Source organism: Leeuwenhoekiella marinoflava DSM 3653 (genome assembly GCF_900129005.1).
GTDB classification, from domain to species: domain Bacteria; phylum Bacteroidota; class Bacteroidia; order Flavobacteriales; family Flavobacteriaceae; genus Leeuwenhoekiella; species Leeuwenhoekiella marinoflava.
On record NZ_FQUN01000009.1, the window covers coordinates 86,089 to 101,625 of the forward strand.

16 protein-coding genes, 1 pseudogene and 1 riboswitch are annotated in these 15,537 nt (G+C 36.4%); of the genes and pseudogenes, 11 read left to right on the forward strand and 6 right to left on the reverse strand.

The genetic code is table 11. From position 1 onward, the window contains the following. Positions 1–18 precede the first annotated feature (18 nt). The 7 genes and pseudogenes from BUB91_RS09000 to BUB91_RS09030 all read left to right on the forward strand — a co-directional run bounded on the left by BUB91_RS09000 (position 19) and on the right by BUB91_RS09030 (position 4,441). A complete protein-coding gene (locus BUB91_RS09000) occupies positions 19–387 on the forward strand; it encodes a 6-phosphogluconate dehydrogenase (protein ID WP_073098911.1) in 369 nt (122 codons plus the stop codon). Positions 388–504: 117 nt separating this feature from the next. Next, positions 505–999 (forward strand): acyl-CoA thioesterase, encoded by a 495-nt coding sequence (locus BUB91_RS09005; protein WP_073099045.1) that lies wholly within the window; start codon positions 505–507, stop codon positions 997–999. 226 nt (positions 1,000–1,225) lie between these two features. Further along, a complete protein-coding gene (locus BUB91_RS09010; RefSeq protein ID WP_073098912.1) occupies positions 1,226–1,495 on the forward strand; it encodes a hypothetical protein in 270 nt (89 codons plus the stop codon). 141 nt (positions 1,496–1,636) lie between these two features. Then, complete coding sequence (locus tag BUB91_RS09015; RefSeq protein WP_073098913.1) at positions 1,637–2,362, forward strand: hypothetical protein; 726 nt, start codon at positions 1,637–1,639, stop codon at positions 2,360–2,362. Positions 2,363–2,925: 563 nt separating this feature from the next. Then, positions 2,926–3,018, forward strand: a riboswitch (TPP riboswitch). After that, positions 3,012–3,549: pseudogene (locus BUB91_RS09020) on the forward strand (DUF819 family protein); the annotation flags it as partial. (Overlaps the previous riboswitch by 7 nt.) Positions 3,550–3,730: 181 nt before the next feature. After that, complete coding sequence (locus tag BUB91_RS09025; protein WP_073098914.1) at positions 3,731–4,000, forward strand: hypothetical protein; 270 nt, start codon at positions 3,731–3,733, stop codon at positions 3,998–4,000. 147 nt (positions 4,001–4,147) lie between these two features. Continuing rightward, the gene (locus tag BUB91_RS09030; protein ID WP_073098915.1) at positions 4,148–4,441 is read left to right on the forward strand and encodes a hypothetical protein; all 294 of its coding nucleotides are present in this window, start codon (positions 4,148–4,150) and stop codon (positions 4,439–4,441) included. Positions 4,442–4,497: 56 nt separating this feature from the next. Here the strand turns inward: BUB91_RS09030 and BUB91_RS09035 are convergent, their stop codons facing one another. The 3 genes from BUB91_RS09035 to rpmH form a co-directional block, all read right to left on the reverse strand. After that, positions 4,498–5,091 carry a T9SS type A sorting domain-containing protein gene (locus tag BUB91_RS09035; RefSeq protein WP_073098916.1) on the reverse strand — a complete coding sequence of 198 codons (594 nt, stop codon included), beginning with the start codon at positions 5,089–5,091 and terminating at the stop codon, positions 4,498–4,500. A 127-nt stretch (positions 5,092–5,218) separates the two neighbouring features. Next, entirely contained in the window at positions 5,219–8,071 is a 2,853-nt protein-coding gene (gene carB / locus BUB91_RS09040; protein ID WP_073098917.1) for a carbamoyl-phosphate synthase large subunit, read from the reverse strand. A 108-nt stretch (positions 8,072–8,179) separates the two neighbouring features. Continuing rightward, the gene (gene rpmH / locus BUB91_RS09045; RefSeq protein WP_073098918.1) at positions 8,180–8,341 is read right to left on the reverse strand and encodes a 50S ribosomal protein L34; all 162 of its coding nucleotides are present in this window, start codon (positions 8,339–8,341) and stop codon (positions 8,180–8,182) included. Positions 8,342–8,554: 213 nt separating this feature from the next. Between rpmH and BUB91_RS09050 the strand changes: the two genes are divergently transcribed. Both BUB91_RS09050 and BUB91_RS09055 read left to right on the forward strand, forming a co-directional pair. Continuing rightward, positions 8,555–9,112 (forward strand): hypothetical protein, encoded by a 558-nt coding sequence (locus BUB91_RS09050; RefSeq protein WP_073098919.1) that lies wholly within the window; start codon positions 8,555–8,557, stop codon positions 9,110–9,112. Positions 9,113–9,275: 163 nt separating this feature from the next. Beyond that, entirely contained in the window at positions 9,276–9,980 is a 705-nt protein-coding gene (locus tag BUB91_RS09055) for a TlpA family protein disulfide reductase (protein WP_073098920.1), read from the forward strand. Positions 9,981–10,051: 71 nt separating this feature from the next. Here BUB91_RS09055 and BUB91_RS09060 read toward each other — a convergent pair whose 3' ends face one another. Both BUB91_RS09060 and BUB91_RS09065 read right to left on the reverse strand, forming a co-directional pair. Then, positions 10,052–10,996, reverse strand: a complete 945-nt coding sequence (locus BUB91_RS09060) for a lytic transglycosylase domain-containing protein (RefSeq protein WP_073098921.1) — start codon at positions 10,994–10,996, stop codon at positions 10,052–10,054. 36 nt (positions 10,997–11,032) lie between these two features. Continuing rightward, positions 11,033–11,683, reverse strand: a complete 651-nt coding sequence (locus BUB91_RS09065; protein WP_073098922.1) for an alpha/beta fold hydrolase — start codon at positions 11,681–11,683, stop codon at positions 11,033–11,035. Between the two features lie 235 nt (positions 11,684–11,918). Here BUB91_RS09065 and BUB91_RS09070 point away from each other — a divergent pair, with 235 nt between their 5' ends. After that, positions 11,919–12,218: an N-acetyltransferase gene (locus BUB91_RS09070; protein ID WP_083557892.1), complete on the forward strand. Its 300-nt coding sequence runs from the start codon at positions 11,919–11,921 to the stop codon at positions 12,216–12,218. A 50-nt stretch (positions 12,219–12,268) separates the two neighbouring features. Here the strand turns inward: BUB91_RS09070 and mtaB are convergent, their stop codons facing one another. After that, positions 12,269–13,606: a tRNA (N(6)-L-threonylcarbamoyladenosine(37)-C(2))-methylthiotransferase MtaB gene (gene mtaB / locus BUB91_RS09075; RefSeq protein ID WP_073098923.1), complete on the reverse strand. Its 1,338-nt coding sequence runs from the start codon at positions 13,604–13,606 to the stop codon at positions 12,269–12,271. Positions 13,607–13,788: 182 nt separating this feature from the next. Here mtaB and BUB91_RS09080 point away from each other — a divergent pair, with 182 nt between their 5' ends. Further along, on the forward strand, positions 13,789–15,426 hold the full coding sequence (locus BUB91_RS09080; RefSeq protein WP_073098924.1) for an ABC transporter substrate-binding protein: 1,638 nt from the start codon (positions 13,789–13,791) through the stop codon (positions 15,424–15,426). Positions 15,427–15,537 lie beyond the last annotated feature (111 nt).

Below are 15,537 nucleotides of genomic sequence, written 5' to 3' on the forward strand. Positions count from 1 at the left end.
AACTAGAATATATTTAATATGAAAAAACTCTTAGCCTTTGTCTTAACCGGAATTCTCACCTTTGCGGTGCTCTTCTATGCCTTTGTCTATTTTGTGCCTTACAGTGAGGGTACACGAGCCGGTGAACTCATTAAATTCAGTAAAAAGGGGGTGCTGGTCAAAACCTGGGAAGGTCAGATCAGTCAGGGAATCAGCGGTGCGCAGATCTTTGACTTTTCGGTGATGGGCAGCAAGCAGGACGTCATTGATAAGCTTAAAGAATATCAGGGCAGTTATGTAAAACTCACGTATGAAGAGCGCTATGCAACCTTTTTCTTTTGGGGTGACACCAAGTATTTTATCACCGACATCAGCAAAGAACAATCCCCGCATTTTAACCGCGAGTAACGCGATACATTAACACTTCGCGGCTTTTGAATGCCGATTGTAATCTAATCTTTAAAACCAAAACCTTTGGATTCATTTAAAACCATTGAACAATCACAGGTAACCATCAGCGAACTGATGCTGCCTTCACACACCAATTTTAGCGGAAAAATACACGGCGGCTACATCCTCTCCCTGATGGACCAGATCGCCTTTGCCTGCGCTTCTAAACATTCTAGCAATTACTGCGTGACGGCTTCGGTTGATACCGTAGATTTTTTAAGACCTATTGAGGTGGGCGAACTCGTAGAAATGAAAGCTTCAGTGAATTTCGTAGGCAGAACTTCTATGGTTGTGGGTATTCGGGTTGAATCTGAAGACATTCATAGTGGAATTATAAAACACTGTAACTCTAGTTATTTCACAATGGTGGCCAAAGATAAAAACGGCGAATCGGTACCGGTGCCCGGTCTTATTTTGCAAAACGAAAAACAGATGCGCCGCTTTTTAAAAAGCCTCAACCGCCAGGAACTAAAGAAAAAACACAGAAAGGAGTCCTCTGCCAAACACGAGATCAACAACGAAGATCTCGAAATTCTTAAAAACTCGCATAAGGTACAGTTGAAGTATTAATCAAAAAAGGCTAACTGCCTCCTTTTTAGTGTATTTACGGAATTTAGTAAAAGATTTGAAAAACCTGTTTTTATAGTTACGAGAATGCAACCTTAAGAAATTTTTAGCCACAAATAAACTAAGACAACGTGGGACTCTTTGAAAACTCTTTGTCTTTGGAAAAAACAAAACCTACTCCAAACAACAAGAACTGGAACATGCAGTAATTGTACATTTTCGTTATAAAATGGATTCACTTGATCCATTACATGAGTTAGAAAGTGAATTGGAAAAGCAAATTAGAAGAGAAGGCGTTGGAGAATATGACGGGCACGAAATAGCTATGGATTTAAGTGATGGTTTTCTTTATATGTACAGTGCAAATGCGGAAACCCTTTTTAAAGCTGTAAAACCGACCTTGGAAAAATCGAAATTTATGAAAGGTGCGGTTGCCCGGTTAAGATTTGGTCCACCCGAAGAGGGTATTAAAGAAATTGAGGTTAAACTTCAAGAATAAAAGATATAGTGCTATCTAAAAAACCTAAGAAACCAAACAAAAATTTTAAGAACCTAAATTTACAAAACCTCCTATTTCTTTTTAAATATTCTACTTTTTAAGCCAAACCGTGTATTTTAATAAAATTTAAAATCCTTCCTTTTGAATTCTAATCCGAAGGTTGAACCCTTCCTTAAAAATCATAAATTCTACACCCGGACTCCCAAAGCGCAAAACAGATTCCTGCTCGCTCTGGGGCTACTTGCTTTTGCAGTCCTGATTATAATGATAGCCTTGTCTATCTATACCGGGATCTATTTTATCGCGATCCTTGGCTTTGCTATCATCCTGTCTCTGGTTGCTCCGTTTTTTGATGTGCCTTCCCTTAAAAAAAACGGAAAAATGATTTACTACGCTCCCCTTTTTATCACCGAAAAACCCAAAAACGGCCTTATTAAAATTCACGGAGGCAGCTTGTTTGACTATTATTTTGCGATCGACAGAACGCTGAATGGACGCGAACGCACCGCTTATATCATGTACGAATACTTAAACGGGCTACTGGCCCTGATAGAAGCCCATAAAGATCAGCCGCAACTTCGGGTGCAGGGTACCAGCTATATCATCAACGCGCGTACAGCAAAAAAGCTGGGTTTTAAAACCATTAACACGAATGGTTTCCAAAAGCTTATTTTGATCTACAACTACTTCAACATTTTGATTTCAAACTCCATTGCTAAAAACAAACTGAGCCTTCCAAAGCTGAGTAACACCAAAGCTTTTGAGGCGCAAATAAGCGAATTAGCACAACGCAAAGCATATATTGAAAAACTTCGGGATTCTTTAAACCGCAGGCATTCTCAAATGGTACAAGACTTTTCCAGTTAGGCTAACTTTAAGGCTAAGCGCTTTTTTTTGGCATAGATTGACTGCCCCCTAACAGACGTTAGGGCCTCTGGAAAACTCGGGTTGCTTTAGCCTATTTTCGGTAGTACAAGTTCTGATGGGCCGCCGTATTTTGAAGAGACTCCCCAACGAAAACTTCGGATTGCATCATGCCCGATGTATAGCATGCCTCCCATTCATCTTTCTAAGATATTTTCGCCACTATTCCCGGTTAAGCCTTTCCCTGAGTATAGTATTAGCATAAAGGGTGCTCATTAACTTCCAGGTGAAACTTCAATGCCCCCATAATCAATCCATATTCACCCACAGAAAGTGTGGCAAAGTGTGGTTGCAGTGTGGACTCATTGTGGACTCAGTGTGGATTCATCCGAGAGTATCTGTACGCAATCCTAAAGTATAGCATTCACCAGAGAAGTATGTACTATACTCTAAAGAAGTGACAGCTTACTGCTAGAATCCGGGTCTCGTTTAAAAACGGTTTGAAATTTGTTTCAATATAAAACCGGCTGTATTTAAAGCGATTCGGTTCCTAATTTGTACCTTGAGTTTCGCTTTAGGGGTATTCTGAAAAGAATTGAGAGCGTTCCTTTGAACCTGTTTCGGCTCACACCGGCGTAGGGAAAAGCAAAAAGGTCTGGCGTATTTTCTGGGTACACACTTCGCTTGCTTTTTAGAAAACAATTTTGAAGTAGTTCGCAACAAAGAAAAAATCCTGTCTTCGCTGAGTACAGACTTTTTATGGATGGTAGTTTTTGCTACCGCTTTCGGGATTATGCTTTCGTTTACCAAAGCGAAAAATTATAAAGGGGCCGGCGCCAGTAAAGTAGGCGGTCTCTTTATTTACATCCGCGTAGCGACCATAGGTATGCAAATGGATTTGACAAAATTCCTTGAAAACCCGGGACTGATTGCCATTAGTTTAATCTGGATCAGCATTCACGCAGGTTTGCTCATTGACATGGCCAAACTCATCAAAAGCACCTTACTTCTTTCTCGCAGTGGGGAGTCAGGCAAAAGCGGGCGGGGCTGACTCAGTTCCTGTGATAGCAACAGAATTTCATCCCTCGCTAACCTCGATAGGCATACTTCTGGCGGTTTTTGGATATGTCACGGGTACTGCAGCAGCCTATCTTTGCGCCTTGCTTATGGAAGTGGCTGCTAATGCTTAGCACTAGTAAAACATACTTGTTTAGCTAGTGTCTGAATACGTGCATCCTAAAAAAAGTATTTTTCGTCCAAAGACTAACTAATTTAAACCGAAAATCCTTTTTTAAAACAAACTGTTCATCTTTATTATCCCCTAAAGCTTTGAACAGGCGCTTACCTCTTTTAATTAAAAATTTTGAGCCCATGTCTAAATGTATGCTAATCCTTAGCCTGATTATGATAGCTGGTTGTATTGAAGAACCGAAAACAGCTGTGAACTATTATAATCTGAAAAATAGGCCTGAAATAGAACGTGCCGCATCAACTGTAATTCTTGAAGAACCCCCAATAGAAATAGACAGCACAGAATGTTTGATTTACGTCATTGAAGAACCCGAGAACCTCTGTTATGGAAAAATGTACAGTAGCTGTAGTAGTTCTACAGGTGATACTAATTTTTCAGTAATAAATTAGTACCGCTCTGAACTATCGGATAATATTCATAATGTGAAGTTTCAAAAACTGAAGTCAGATACAATTAACCAACTTACAAATCTTAATCTTCGTATAAACACGATAAGTTTCCTTAGATAAATATTTAATATGAATAAAAAATAATATTTGATTTATAGTATTTATGACCGGAATACAAATGCTGATAATAAATTGGATTCAAATGATCTACAAACTCTCTATCTCAGTAAAATTGATGGCTATAGGTTTACTAAAATACCCCCTGAACTTCACGAATTAATTGACTGGAAAATTATTAAGTTTCAAAATCAGTTATATTACAGGACTCTTGAGGACATAGATAAAAATGGAACTTTTGATAAAAAGGATAAAGTACACTACTTTTTCATTGATTTTGATCAGGATGAACCAAAACCCGAAGCATACAATTTATTAGGATAAAACCAAAAAGCCCTTCTGAAATCCAGAAGGGCTTTTATTATAAGTCGTGTGTAATTTTAATCTTTAATCAGTTTCTGAGTAAATGAGCGTTCACCGTTATCTATCTGAACCAAATAAACTCCACGTTTAAGCCTACTTACATCCATACCACTTTGTAGCATATTAGAATCGATAGAATTCCGTTTTACGAGTTTACCTAAAACATCATAAAATGTAATTTCTACGCCTTTTGAAGCTTTAGGGTTCTTAAAAAAGATTCTGTCTTTTACAGGATTAGGATATATTTTAAAACCATCTTTAGTCTGAGATAAAGTCGATTTTGATTCGGTTACACGAATGGTTCCTTTTAAATCTTTGTTTACAGCACTCTGAAACGTATAAATACCTCTCTTTGCAAAAACATATTCATAAATAGAACCTTTAGCCAACACTTGCTGAATTCCAAAATCTGAAGATTCTCCCAGAGAGTTACCAATTAAATTCTGAGGAGTAGACTCTCCAAAAACCCACTGGACTTTATCCCCTACTTGAACCTGTAGTGGAGCTTGGAGGTCGTCAGCACCAGAGGCCCACTTGATTACGTGTGTCTCCTGAGCGCTAATAGATGCTCCTAATACGAATATAAAAATATAAAGCCAAGTAAATTTCATGCCATATCACTGTGTTTAAAGTCTTTATGTAAAGATAAAATAACTACAACTTAAAAATGCTAAAATTTTGTCATAATTATACTATACGCTACCTAAAGACGTTGTCCACAGCGTTATGTTGCAAAAATTATTTACTTAAATACATTTTTCTTCTAGCGTAAAGCTCATAAAACGCATCATCCTTCAAACTATCTATAAATAAGATACTTTCACCTGTACTTTTCATTTCAGGACCTAAAGCTTTATTTACATTCGGGAACTTATTGAAAGAGAAAACCGGTTGCTTGATAGCATAACCATCTAATTTCGGCTTAAAGTCAAAGTCAGTTACCTTTTTCTCTCCTAACATTACCTTAGTTGCATAGTTAACATAAGGTTCTCCGTATGCTTTTGCAATAAATGGTACTGTACGAGAAGCTCTAGGGTTCGCTTCAATGATATAAACTTTATCATCTTTAATAGCAAACTGAATATTAATCAGACCTACCGTATTAAGGGCTAAAGCAATTTTATGTGTATGATCTTTTATTTGCTGAAGCACAAGGTCTCCCAAATTAAAAGGAGGCAACGTTGCATTAGAATCACCCGAGTGAATACCACAAGGCTCTATATGCTCCATAATACCGATGATATAAACATTTTCACCATCACAAATTGCATCTGCTTCGGCTTCTATTGCTCCATCTAAATAATGATCAAGAAGTAATTTATTATTAGGAATTTTACGTAAAAGATCAACTACAGTCTCTTCTAATTCGTCTTTGTTGATCACAATCTTCATTCCCTGACCTCCTAATACATAAGATGGTCTTACAAGAATTGGGAAATCCAAACGATCTGCTACAGCTAAAGCTTCTTCAGCAGTTTCTGCAACATCAAACTCAGGATAAGGAATATTATTCTCTTGAAGCAATCTTGAGAAACTACCGCGATCTTCAGCTAAATCTAGCGCTTTATAACTGGTACCGATGATTTTAACTCCGTATCTGTCTAATTTCTCAGCTAACTTTAAAGCAGTCTGCCCACCTAACTGAACGATCACACCCTCAGGTTTTTCGTGACGAATGATATCGTAAATATGCTCCCAGAATACCGGCTCAAAATAAAGTTTATCTGCCGTATCAAAGTCAGTAGATACTGTTTCAGGATTACAGTTGATCATTATGGTCTCATAACCACATTCCGCAGCAGCCAAAACACCGTGTACACAACAGTAATCAAATTCAATTCCCTGACCAATTCGGTTAGGTCCAGAACCTAAAACAATTACTTTTTTCTTATCGCTTACTTTACTTTCATTCTGAGCAAAACGTTCTCCGTTTGCCAGCTGCATATCACTTTCAAAAGTAGAATAGAAATAAGGTGTTTGTGCCACAAACTCTGCCGCACACGTATCTACCAGTTTGTAAACACGATTTACCCTAAGCTCATCTCTTTTATTGTAAACATCACTTTCTAAACAATCAAGCATATGTGCAATCTGACGATCTGCAAAACCTTTTTGTTTAGCTTCTAATAACAGATCTCTTGAAAGTGTGTCTATTTTGAAATTTGAAATCTCCTTCTCAAGAGCATCTAATTCCTCAAACTGCTTGAGGAACCACATATCTATCTTAGTTATATCGTGAATACGACTCAATGGGATTCCCATTTGTATCGCATCATATATTGTAAAAACACGATCCCAACTTGCATTGGTTAGTTTTTCTATAATAGTATCATAATTGGTATAACCTTTACCGTCTGCCCCTAAACCGTTACGTTTAATTTCAAGCGACTGGGTTGCTTTATGCAAAGCTTCCTGAAAAGAACGACCTATACCCATCACTTCACCTACAGACTTCATCTGTAAACCAAGCGTACGGTCGCTTCCTTCAAATTTATCAAAGTTCCAACGTGGAATTTTAACGATCACATAATCTAATGTTGGCTCAAATAAAGCTGAAGTAGATTTTGTAATCTGGTTGTCTAGCTCATCTAAGGTATATCCTATAGCTAACTTAGAAGCTATTTTTGCAATTGGATAACCGGTAGCTTTAGAAGCTAATGCCGAAGATCTAGAAACACGCGGGTTGATTTCAATAGCTATAATATCTTCTTTCTCATCAGGACTAACTGCAAACTGAACGTTACATCCACCTGCAAAATCCCCTATAGAGCGCATCATATGTATGGCCATATCACGCATTCTCTGAAAAGTCGTATCACTCAAGGTCATTGCCGGAGCAACGGTGATTGAATCACCGGTATGAATCCCCATAGGGTCCATATTCTCGATGGTACAAATAATAACTACGTTATCATTTTTATCACGTAACAACTCCAATTCATACTCCTTCCAGCCCATCAAAGCTTTATCAATCATCACCTCATGTATAGGTGATATCTCTAAACCGTGACTCAATTGTCTATCAAAATCTTCTGGCTTATAAACAATAGAAGCTCCTGCTCCACCTAAAGTATAAGAAGCTCTAATAACTAATGGAAAACCAAACTGCTGCGCGATTTCTTTACCTTGAAGAAAAGAAGTTGCGGTAGCCTGAGGCGCCATTCCTATTCCTATTTTCAACATCAATTCGCGGAATTTCTCACGATCTTCCGTAATGTTGATCGCGTCAATATCAACACCTATAATCTCAACATCAAAATCTTTCCAAATACCTTTTTCATCAGCTTCAATGCACAAGTTTAATGCTGTTTGTCCACCCATTGTAGGTAAAACAGCATCAATTTGAGGATGTTCTTTTAATATTTTTACGAGTGATTTGGTCGTCAAAGGCAACAAATAAACATGATCTGCCATAACAGGATCTGTCATAATTGTTGCAGGGTTTGAGTTGATCAGAATGGTTTCTATACCATCTTCACGCAACGAGCGAAGCGCCTGAGACCCTGAGTAATCAAATTCACATGCCTGGCCTATAACGATAGGACCAGAACCGATAATTAAAATAGACTTAAGTTTATTATTTTTTGGCATTATACTGAGATTAGGAGTATTATCTAAAAATTCGGTTGTAATATTTATAAAAAAAGGTGTTACTTATAAAAGTAACACCTTAATATTTTAAAAATGGTAAATCACCATTTATCTTTTATGTCTTAGCTCTGAAGATACAGATAATCTCTTTCTACCCTTTGCTCTTCTACGAGCAAGGACTTTACGACCATTAGCGCTAGCCATACGCTCGCGGAATCCATGTTTATTTCTTCTTTTTCTTTTTGAAGGCTGAAAGGTTCTTTTGCTCATTTTATATCTTCTTTAATCTTCCTTTTACTTTTCGTTTATTAAATTGAGAATTACCTTCTCAAAAGCTGGGCGCAAATATACAAACAGTTTCTAAATCAACAAATAGATTCTGTAAAATATTTTAGATTGTTTTTATTACATTTGCACGCTCATAAAAACAACTATTTTCAACTCTATAATTAGAGTCTTTAAATTCATATAACACACGTTCTCATGTTCAACAAAAATATAAAATTAGTACTTGCTGCACTTGTTCTTGGTCTTGCAATCTGGCAAATTGTAGATAGATCTATAGGTAATGGTATTATGCTCATTTTACTCGCAGCCATATTTGTACTCTTGTATTTTAAGAACGAAATTCTTATTCTCGCGTTTCTTAGATTAAGAAAACAAGATTTTACTGGCGCTCAAAAGTGGTTAGACAAAATCAAAAACCCTGAGGGTGCTCTGGTACGCAAACAAAACGGGTATTACAATTACTTAAATGGTTTGATGCTATCTCAAACAAATATGATCCAATCTGAAAAGTATTTTAAGAAAGCGGTTGAGTTAGGTTTGAATATGGATGCAGATCTTGCGATGGCAAAAATTAATCTTGCCGGAATCGCAATGACTAAAAACCGCAGAAGAGAAGCTGACAAACTACTTGCTGAAGCTAAAAAATTGGACAAGAACAATATGCTTGGTGAGCAAATTAAAATGATGAAAAAGCAAATGAAGCAAGCTGCAAATATGCCTCGCCAACAATATGGGCGTGGTGGACGCAGATAATCTTATCTTTTACTAGCACCTCCTATTTATAATTGTCTGAAAATCAATATCCAAAAAAATAATTTCATCAGTATTTAAACCGATTTTTAACACTCGTTGACGGTTTCTTTTTTTTGAATTTGTAGCATAAGGTAACTTTGGTCAATAACCCCAAATCAAACTTATGTCAAGGATTTTACCATTCTTTTTTTTAATTAGTTTTGGTCTTTTTGCTCAAGAAGAAAGCAATAAACGTTTTTTCTCTGAAGTACTATCGCTCAATTTAGACAGCTACAACACTAAAGTTGATGAAGCGCTAGTTCGTGGAGAATTTTCTTATGCCAAATCTCTTTTTGATTCTTTGGTGAAAAATCATCTTCAAGGAAGTTTTATTGATCCTTTAAAATTTGAGCCTTATAATAGTTCAATCGTTTCGACAGAAGAAATAGAAAAGCCTACCATTATTTCAACCTATGCTTCTTGGTGTATCCCCAACAAAGGAGAAATTCCTGTTTTAAACAAAATGGCTCAAAAATATGGCGATATGATTGATTTTGTTGTGCTTTTTTGGGATCAGAAAAAGACTGTTCGCAAACTAGCAAAACAATTTGATACCAACATACAGATTGTATATGTTGACGAAGTACAAAACGGTCATATGCAAACAGTGAAGCTTTTAAAACACGCTTTAGGCATGTCTTTAAGTTTTGTTATCGCTGCAGATGGTGAAATCCTTGACATTAACAGGAGACCTGCCAATAAAATGAATCTTAGTGAAAATCAGATTTTTAATCAAAATATCACGTTTTTAACACGTCAAATAGCAGCCATTAATATTGATTTAAATATTAATATCCACGAGCTACCAGAGTCTTTAGCAACGTTTTAATGTGCTAGATTAAATCATAAAAAATGGGAGCAAATTACTCCCATTTTTTATTCCTGAAATTTGAATAAATTTTATTGACCAATATTAGCATTGTAAACTCCTTCTTTAGGAATCTCTATATAGTACAATTTTCGTGATGCATTATTCAAATGATCTTCACGTAACCAAGGGTTATGCAATTTTAAAATCTTATAATTTATACCGAAGTTCTGAGCAAATTTCACAAAGTCTGTTACAGCAGTATCCACTTTTACTCTGTAAGAAGCTACATCCTTATACAAATCATCTTCAGTAAAATTAAAACCATAGGTTTCAGGATCAGAAAGGATCTGCTTTAGTGCAAGTATTCTAAATACATAACGACCGGTTTCTTCTCCTAGTAATAAATCATAATAGCCGTTTACATCCTGACTATCCAACCTCCTACTCATTCCTGCATTTCCTGCATTATATCCAGCTGCCGCAAGTGTCCAACTACCTAAACGCATCTTAGATTTCTTTAAGTATCTACATGCCGCGCGAGTTGAAAGTTCAACATTATAGCGCTCATCTACATTATCATTAACTTCAAGACCTAACTCTTTACCAGTACTGTTTAATATTTGCCAAAAACCGGTTGCTCGAGCCGGCGAAACAGCCTGGGTCAAACCACTTTCAATAACAGCTAAATATTTAAAATCATCAGGCAATCCTTCTTCTTTTAAAATAGGTTCTATTATAGGAAAATACTTTGCAGCTCTTTTGATTAATAACAAACCGTTAGACTGCCAGTACGTGTTAACCAACAACTCTCTATCCATACGCTCTCGTATATCCGGATTATCTAATGGCACAGATTCTCCTGCAAAATCTAAGGTTTCTGGTAACGGGATCGCATAGACATTATAATCGTTTACTAACTTTTCTTTTTTCTTTATTTCGGGATCAGAAGATGTTTCTTGTTGTACAGCCTGCACACAAACAGCAGTCGTAGCAACAAGGCCAATACCCGCAAGTACATTTTTAAAATTTATCATAGCGCATTAGTTTTGAACTTCGCAGCAAATTACCAATTAATTCTCAATAAGTTTAGGTAGGTTTTTGTTAAACCACTTGCATTTTGTGATGATCATTGCATGCGTTCCACCAGGGATAGGAATACAATTATCTATATATCTATACGGAAAAACAGGATCACTGGTTCCATGAATGTGTACCAACTCTTCATCATAAGTTACCTGATCCCAACAAAGCATCTGTTCCAGTGCCCAGCTTAAATAAACAGGATCTGTAATAGATAAATATTTCTGATAAAGCGCAACCTTATGCTTCAATCTATCTCCTACAGCATAATTAGCTAAGGTATCAATATTCCGAGCCAGACTTACGGGAGCTAAACGATATAAACCTAAAGCAGCGCAAAAACGCATTCGTTTAGGCAATTCAGACTTAGACTTAACACTACTTACAATTATGAGTTTTTTAAATTCAATTTGCTTTGCCATTTCTTGAACAATAACCCCACCAAAGCTCACTCCTAAAAGTACAGGATTTTTTTCGATTACTTCTTTAAGCATCCTTTTTGCATAATCTGAAAGAGATTCAGTTGGCTCAGGAATTTTCCAAGAAAGAGGATGTAATGTAAACTTCTCTTTAGGAAGTTTTATATGTTCAAAAATACTTGGATTCGCTGCCATACCCGGCATTAAATATACGTGAATCATAGACCTTTATATTAATGGTTTAACAGTCTAAATCCCGAAAAACTGCTTATTTTTTTGTATATTTACGATTATATGATGCATCTTCTTACAATTATCTTTAATGTTTACTAAAAAACTTTTTAGCAAAATTAAATAACTATTTGAGAAACACACGCAACATAAGCCGGGATATATTTAATTCAAAAAATTGAATATCTCCTTTATCGAGTAAACTATTTTCTTAAAACAATTTTATATGGATGTAATGACAGCAATTGAATTAACAGACAACGATTTTTTAAGACAATTTGAAACCACATTTGATGATAAGCTGGCTAAAATTGAATATTCACTTCAGGATAGAAAAATCTTTTTAACTAAGATTCATATGCCTGAAGGAACTGAAGACAGAATGAATGACTTTATCGTTGCTGTATTCAAAGAAGTTGAAGATCGTAACATCAGGCTGGTTCCTACAAGTCCGGAAATTGCGAAATTCATGAGGTCAAACCGTAGAAAGTACAAAAATTTATTACCCGTAGGTATTAATATTTAAAAGCTGCTTACTACATTAAAAAATTGAACCTGCTTAAATAGCAGGTTTTTTTATGCGATTTCTGCTTCTTTCAAATACTCAAATCGCACTAAGCCGTCTTCATCAATATCGGTCAAATTTATTTGGTGCGTAGTATTTACCAAAGCAGGATCCCAAGGTGCTTTTACTTTCACATAGTTTTCAGTAAAGCCATGTATATATCCTTTTTTATTTTCGCCTTCAAAAAGAACCGTTCTATCAGTTCCTAATTGAGATTCATAAAATGCTCTCCTCTTTTTCGCAGAAAGGCCTCGCAACATCTTACTTCTCTTTTTACGCACTTTAAGCGGCACTACCCCATCCATATCTGCAGCTTTGGTATTGTCACGCTCAGAATAAGTAAAAACGTGTAAATACGAGATATCAAGCTCATTTAAAAAGGTATAGGTATCTAAGAAATGTTCATCGGTCTCTCCCGGGAAACCTACAATCACATCTACTCCAATACACGCGTCTGGCATGAGTCTTTTAATTTCGTGAACCCGATCAACATAAAGTTCGCGCTTGTAACGACGGCTCATTTTACCTAAAAGCTCATTGTTACCACTTTGCAGCGGAATGTGAAAATGCGGTACAAATGCTCGCGATTCTGCGACTACTTGAATCGTTTCATTTTTAAGAAGATTAGGCTCTATACTAGAGATTCGTAAACGCTCAATACCATCAACCTGATCAAGTGCTTTCACAAGATCTAAAAAGGTGTGTTCATGTTTTTTATTACCAAACTCCCCCTTACCATAATCTCCTATGTTTACTCCCGTTAACACAATCTCACGAATTCCTTTTTCAGAGATCTCTTTAGCGTTTTTAAGAACATTCTCTAAGGTATCACTACGCGAAATCCCACGAGCCAACGGTATTGTACAATAGGTACATTTATAATCACAACCATCCTGAACCTTTAAGAAAGCACGCGTACGATCCCCTATAGAATAGGATCCCACATAAAAATCTGCATCTTCAATCTCACAGCTATACACCTCTCCCATATCATTTTTAGAAAGATCATTGAGGTAATCTGTAATCTTAAATTTTTCAGTAGCTCCCAAAACAAGATCAACACCATCTACATCAGCAAGTTCTTCGGGTTTCAACTGTGCATAGCAGCCAACGGCAGCCACAAAAGCATCTGGATTCACTTTCTGAGCTTGTTTTACAATCGTTTTAAAACGCTTGTCTGCATTTTCGGTTACACTACACGTATTAATCACATAAATATCTGCTTCATCAGTAAAATCAACACGATCAAAACCTTCGTTTTCAAAACTTCTGGAAATGGTTGCGGTTTCAGAAAAATTGAGTTTACAACCTAACGTATAAAATGCGACTTTTTTACCTGCTTCGTTCATTAAAATCTTCTTCACAATTGGTTACTTTTGTTTTGCTTTTGCGAAAGCGAAAAATAACCGCATCTATTAAGGATGCAAAGTTAACTACAATAATCCTATTGCTCAAGTCTGCAAGGCGATTCATACAACTAGTCTGACTGATTAAACTTTTTAATTAGTAAAATGATGAACGAAAGATATTTATGACCCTAAAAAAAAACCGACTTATTACTTTTTCTCCAATCCGTTTTGGGTATATGCTTTGCGCTATTTTCATCGTATTGCTCAGCTCTTGTAATTCTGAAAAAGAGACTACGAATGAACTTAAAGTTTTTAGGTATAATGAGCATTACAACGTTGCTACCCTAGATCCTGCTTTTGCCAGAAACCCACCTGTAATCTGGCCTACAAATCAATTATTCAATGGTCTTGTTCAACAGGATGACAGTTTAAATATAGTTCCAGATATCGCCAAAAGTTGGGTGGTAAGTGAAGACACAAAAACGTATACTTTTACTTTACGAGATGATGTTGTTTTTCACAAACACCCACAATTCAAAACCGCAGACAGTACTCGTAGGGTTACAGCAGCAGATTTTGCATATAGCTTTAACCGACTTAAAGATCCTAAAGTCGCCTCACCGGGAAGTTGGGTTTTAAGCAATGTCAATTCTTATAAAGCGGTAAATGACACTACTCTTATCATTAAGTTGAAAAAAGAATTTCCGGCATTTATGGGCTTGTTAACGATGCGGTATTGCTCTGTGGTACCCAAGGAGATTGTTGAATTCTACGGAAATGAGTTTAGAAAACACCCCATAGGCACTGGCCCTTTTAAGTTTAAGCGCTGGGAAGAAGGTGTGAAATTGGTCCTTCGGAAGAATCAAAACTATTTTGAAACAGATGAAAACGGAGTTCAACTCCCCTATCTCGAAGCTGTAGCCATCACTTTTTTACCAGATAAACAAAGTGAATTTTTACAATTTGCTCAAGGCAACCTAGATATGCTAAACAGCCTTGATCCTTCCTATAAAGATGAGTTGCTTACGGCAACGGGTAAATTAAAAGAGAAATATGAAGCTCAAGTAAAAACTATTACCGGTCCCTTTTTGAATACAGAATATCTAGGCTTTTTCTTAGACAGTCCATCACAAGAAGTGCGCTCTGCATTGCTCAGAAAAGCCGTCAACTATGGTTTTGACAGAGTTAAAATGATAAAATACCTGCGTAATGGAATAGGAGAACCCGCGCAGTCGGGCTTCATACCTAAAGGGCTTCCGGGTTACGGGACTTCCGGTTTTGAATACAATCCCGCAAAAGCAAGAAAATTAATTGACCAATATATTGAAGAAACCGGGATCAGCAATCCTTCTATAACAATAGGAACCAACAGTCAATATTTAGACATTTGTGAATACATACAACGAGAAATAGGCAAACAAGGTCTAACGATAAATATTGATGTGATGCCGCCTTCCACATTACGCCAGCTCAAATCAACCGGAAAATTAGATGCCTTCCGAGCCAGTTGGATTGCAGATTATCCTGATGCTGAGAATTATTTATCACTGTATTATAGTAAAAACTTCACTCCAAAAGGTCCTAATTATACCCACTTCTCAAATGAAGAATTTGACCGACTTTACGAAGCAAGCTTTAAAATTTCTGATGTAGAAAAGCGAAAAGAACTTTATCAAAAAATGGATTCTATTCTCATCTCAAAAGCTCCATTTGTAACGCTTTACTACGATCAGGTAATTAAATTTGTTCACCAAAACGTAACCGGCCTTAAAGCAAACCCTCAGGATTTCTTGATTTTAAAACATGTAAAAAAAGAATAGAAATCTCTTTTTTTACATGCTTTAAAAAAATTATCCCAGTTCATTCTTCCCTACGAAAACGTTAACTGTTAAAACATTGTTTAACTAAAATTAAACAAACGTTTAATTTAA

Bases quoted from the DNA above. Each gene is read 5' to 3' on its own strand.
- BUB91_RS09080 (WP_073098924.1), top strand. From the start codon at position 13,789: ATGACCCTAAAAAAAAACCGACTTATTACTTTTTCTCCAATCCGTTTT.
- rpmH (WP_073098918.1), bottom strand. From the start codon at position 8,341: ATGAGCAAAAGAACCTTTCAGCCTTCAAAAAGAAAAAGAAGAAATAAA.
- mtaB (WP_073098923.1), bottom strand. From the start codon at position 13,606: ATGAACGAAGCAGGTAAAAAAGTCGCATTTTATACGTTAGGTTGTAAA.
- BUB91_RS09005 (WP_073099045.1), top strand. From the start codon at position 505: ATGCTGCCTTCACACACCAATTTTAGCGGAAAAATACACGGCGGCTAC.
- BUB91_RS09035 (WP_073098916.1), bottom strand. From the start codon at position 5,091: ATGAAATTTACTTGGCTTTATATTTTTATATTCGTATTAGGAGCATCT.
- BUB91_RS09055 (WP_073098920.1), top strand. From the start codon at position 9,276: ATGTCAAGGATTTTACCATTCTTTTTTTTAATTAGTTTTGGTCTTTTT.
- BUB91_RS09060 (WP_073098921.1), bottom strand. From the start codon at position 10,996: ATGATAAATTTTAAAAATGTACTTGCGGGTATTGGCCTTGTTGCTACG.
- BUB91_RS09070 (WP_083557892.1), top strand. From the start codon at position 11,919: ATGGATGTAATGACAGCAATTGAATTAACAGACAACGATTTTTTAAGA.
- BUB91_RS09025 (WP_073098914.1), top strand. From the start codon at position 3,731: ATGTCTAAATGTATGCTAATCCTTAGCCTGATTATGATAGCTGGTTGT.
- BUB91_RS09050 (WP_073098919.1), top strand. From the start codon at position 8,555: ATGTTCAACAAAAATATAAAATTAGTACTTGCTGCACTTGTTCTTGGT.
- BUB91_RS09065 (WP_073098922.1), bottom strand. From the start codon at position 11,683: ATGATTCACGTATATTTAATGCCGGGTATGGCAGCGAATCCAAGTATT.
- carB (WP_073098917.1), bottom strand. From the start codon at position 8,071: ATGCCAAAAAATAATAAACTTAAGTCTATTTTAATTATCGGTTCTGGT.
- BUB91_RS09000 (WP_073098911.1), top strand. From the start codon at position 19: ATGAAAAAACTCTTAGCCTTTGTCTTAACCGGAATTCTCACCTTTGCG.
- BUB91_RS09010 (WP_073098912.1), top strand. From the start codon at position 1,226: ATGGATTCACTTGATCCATTACATGAGTTAGAAAGTGAATTGGAAAAG.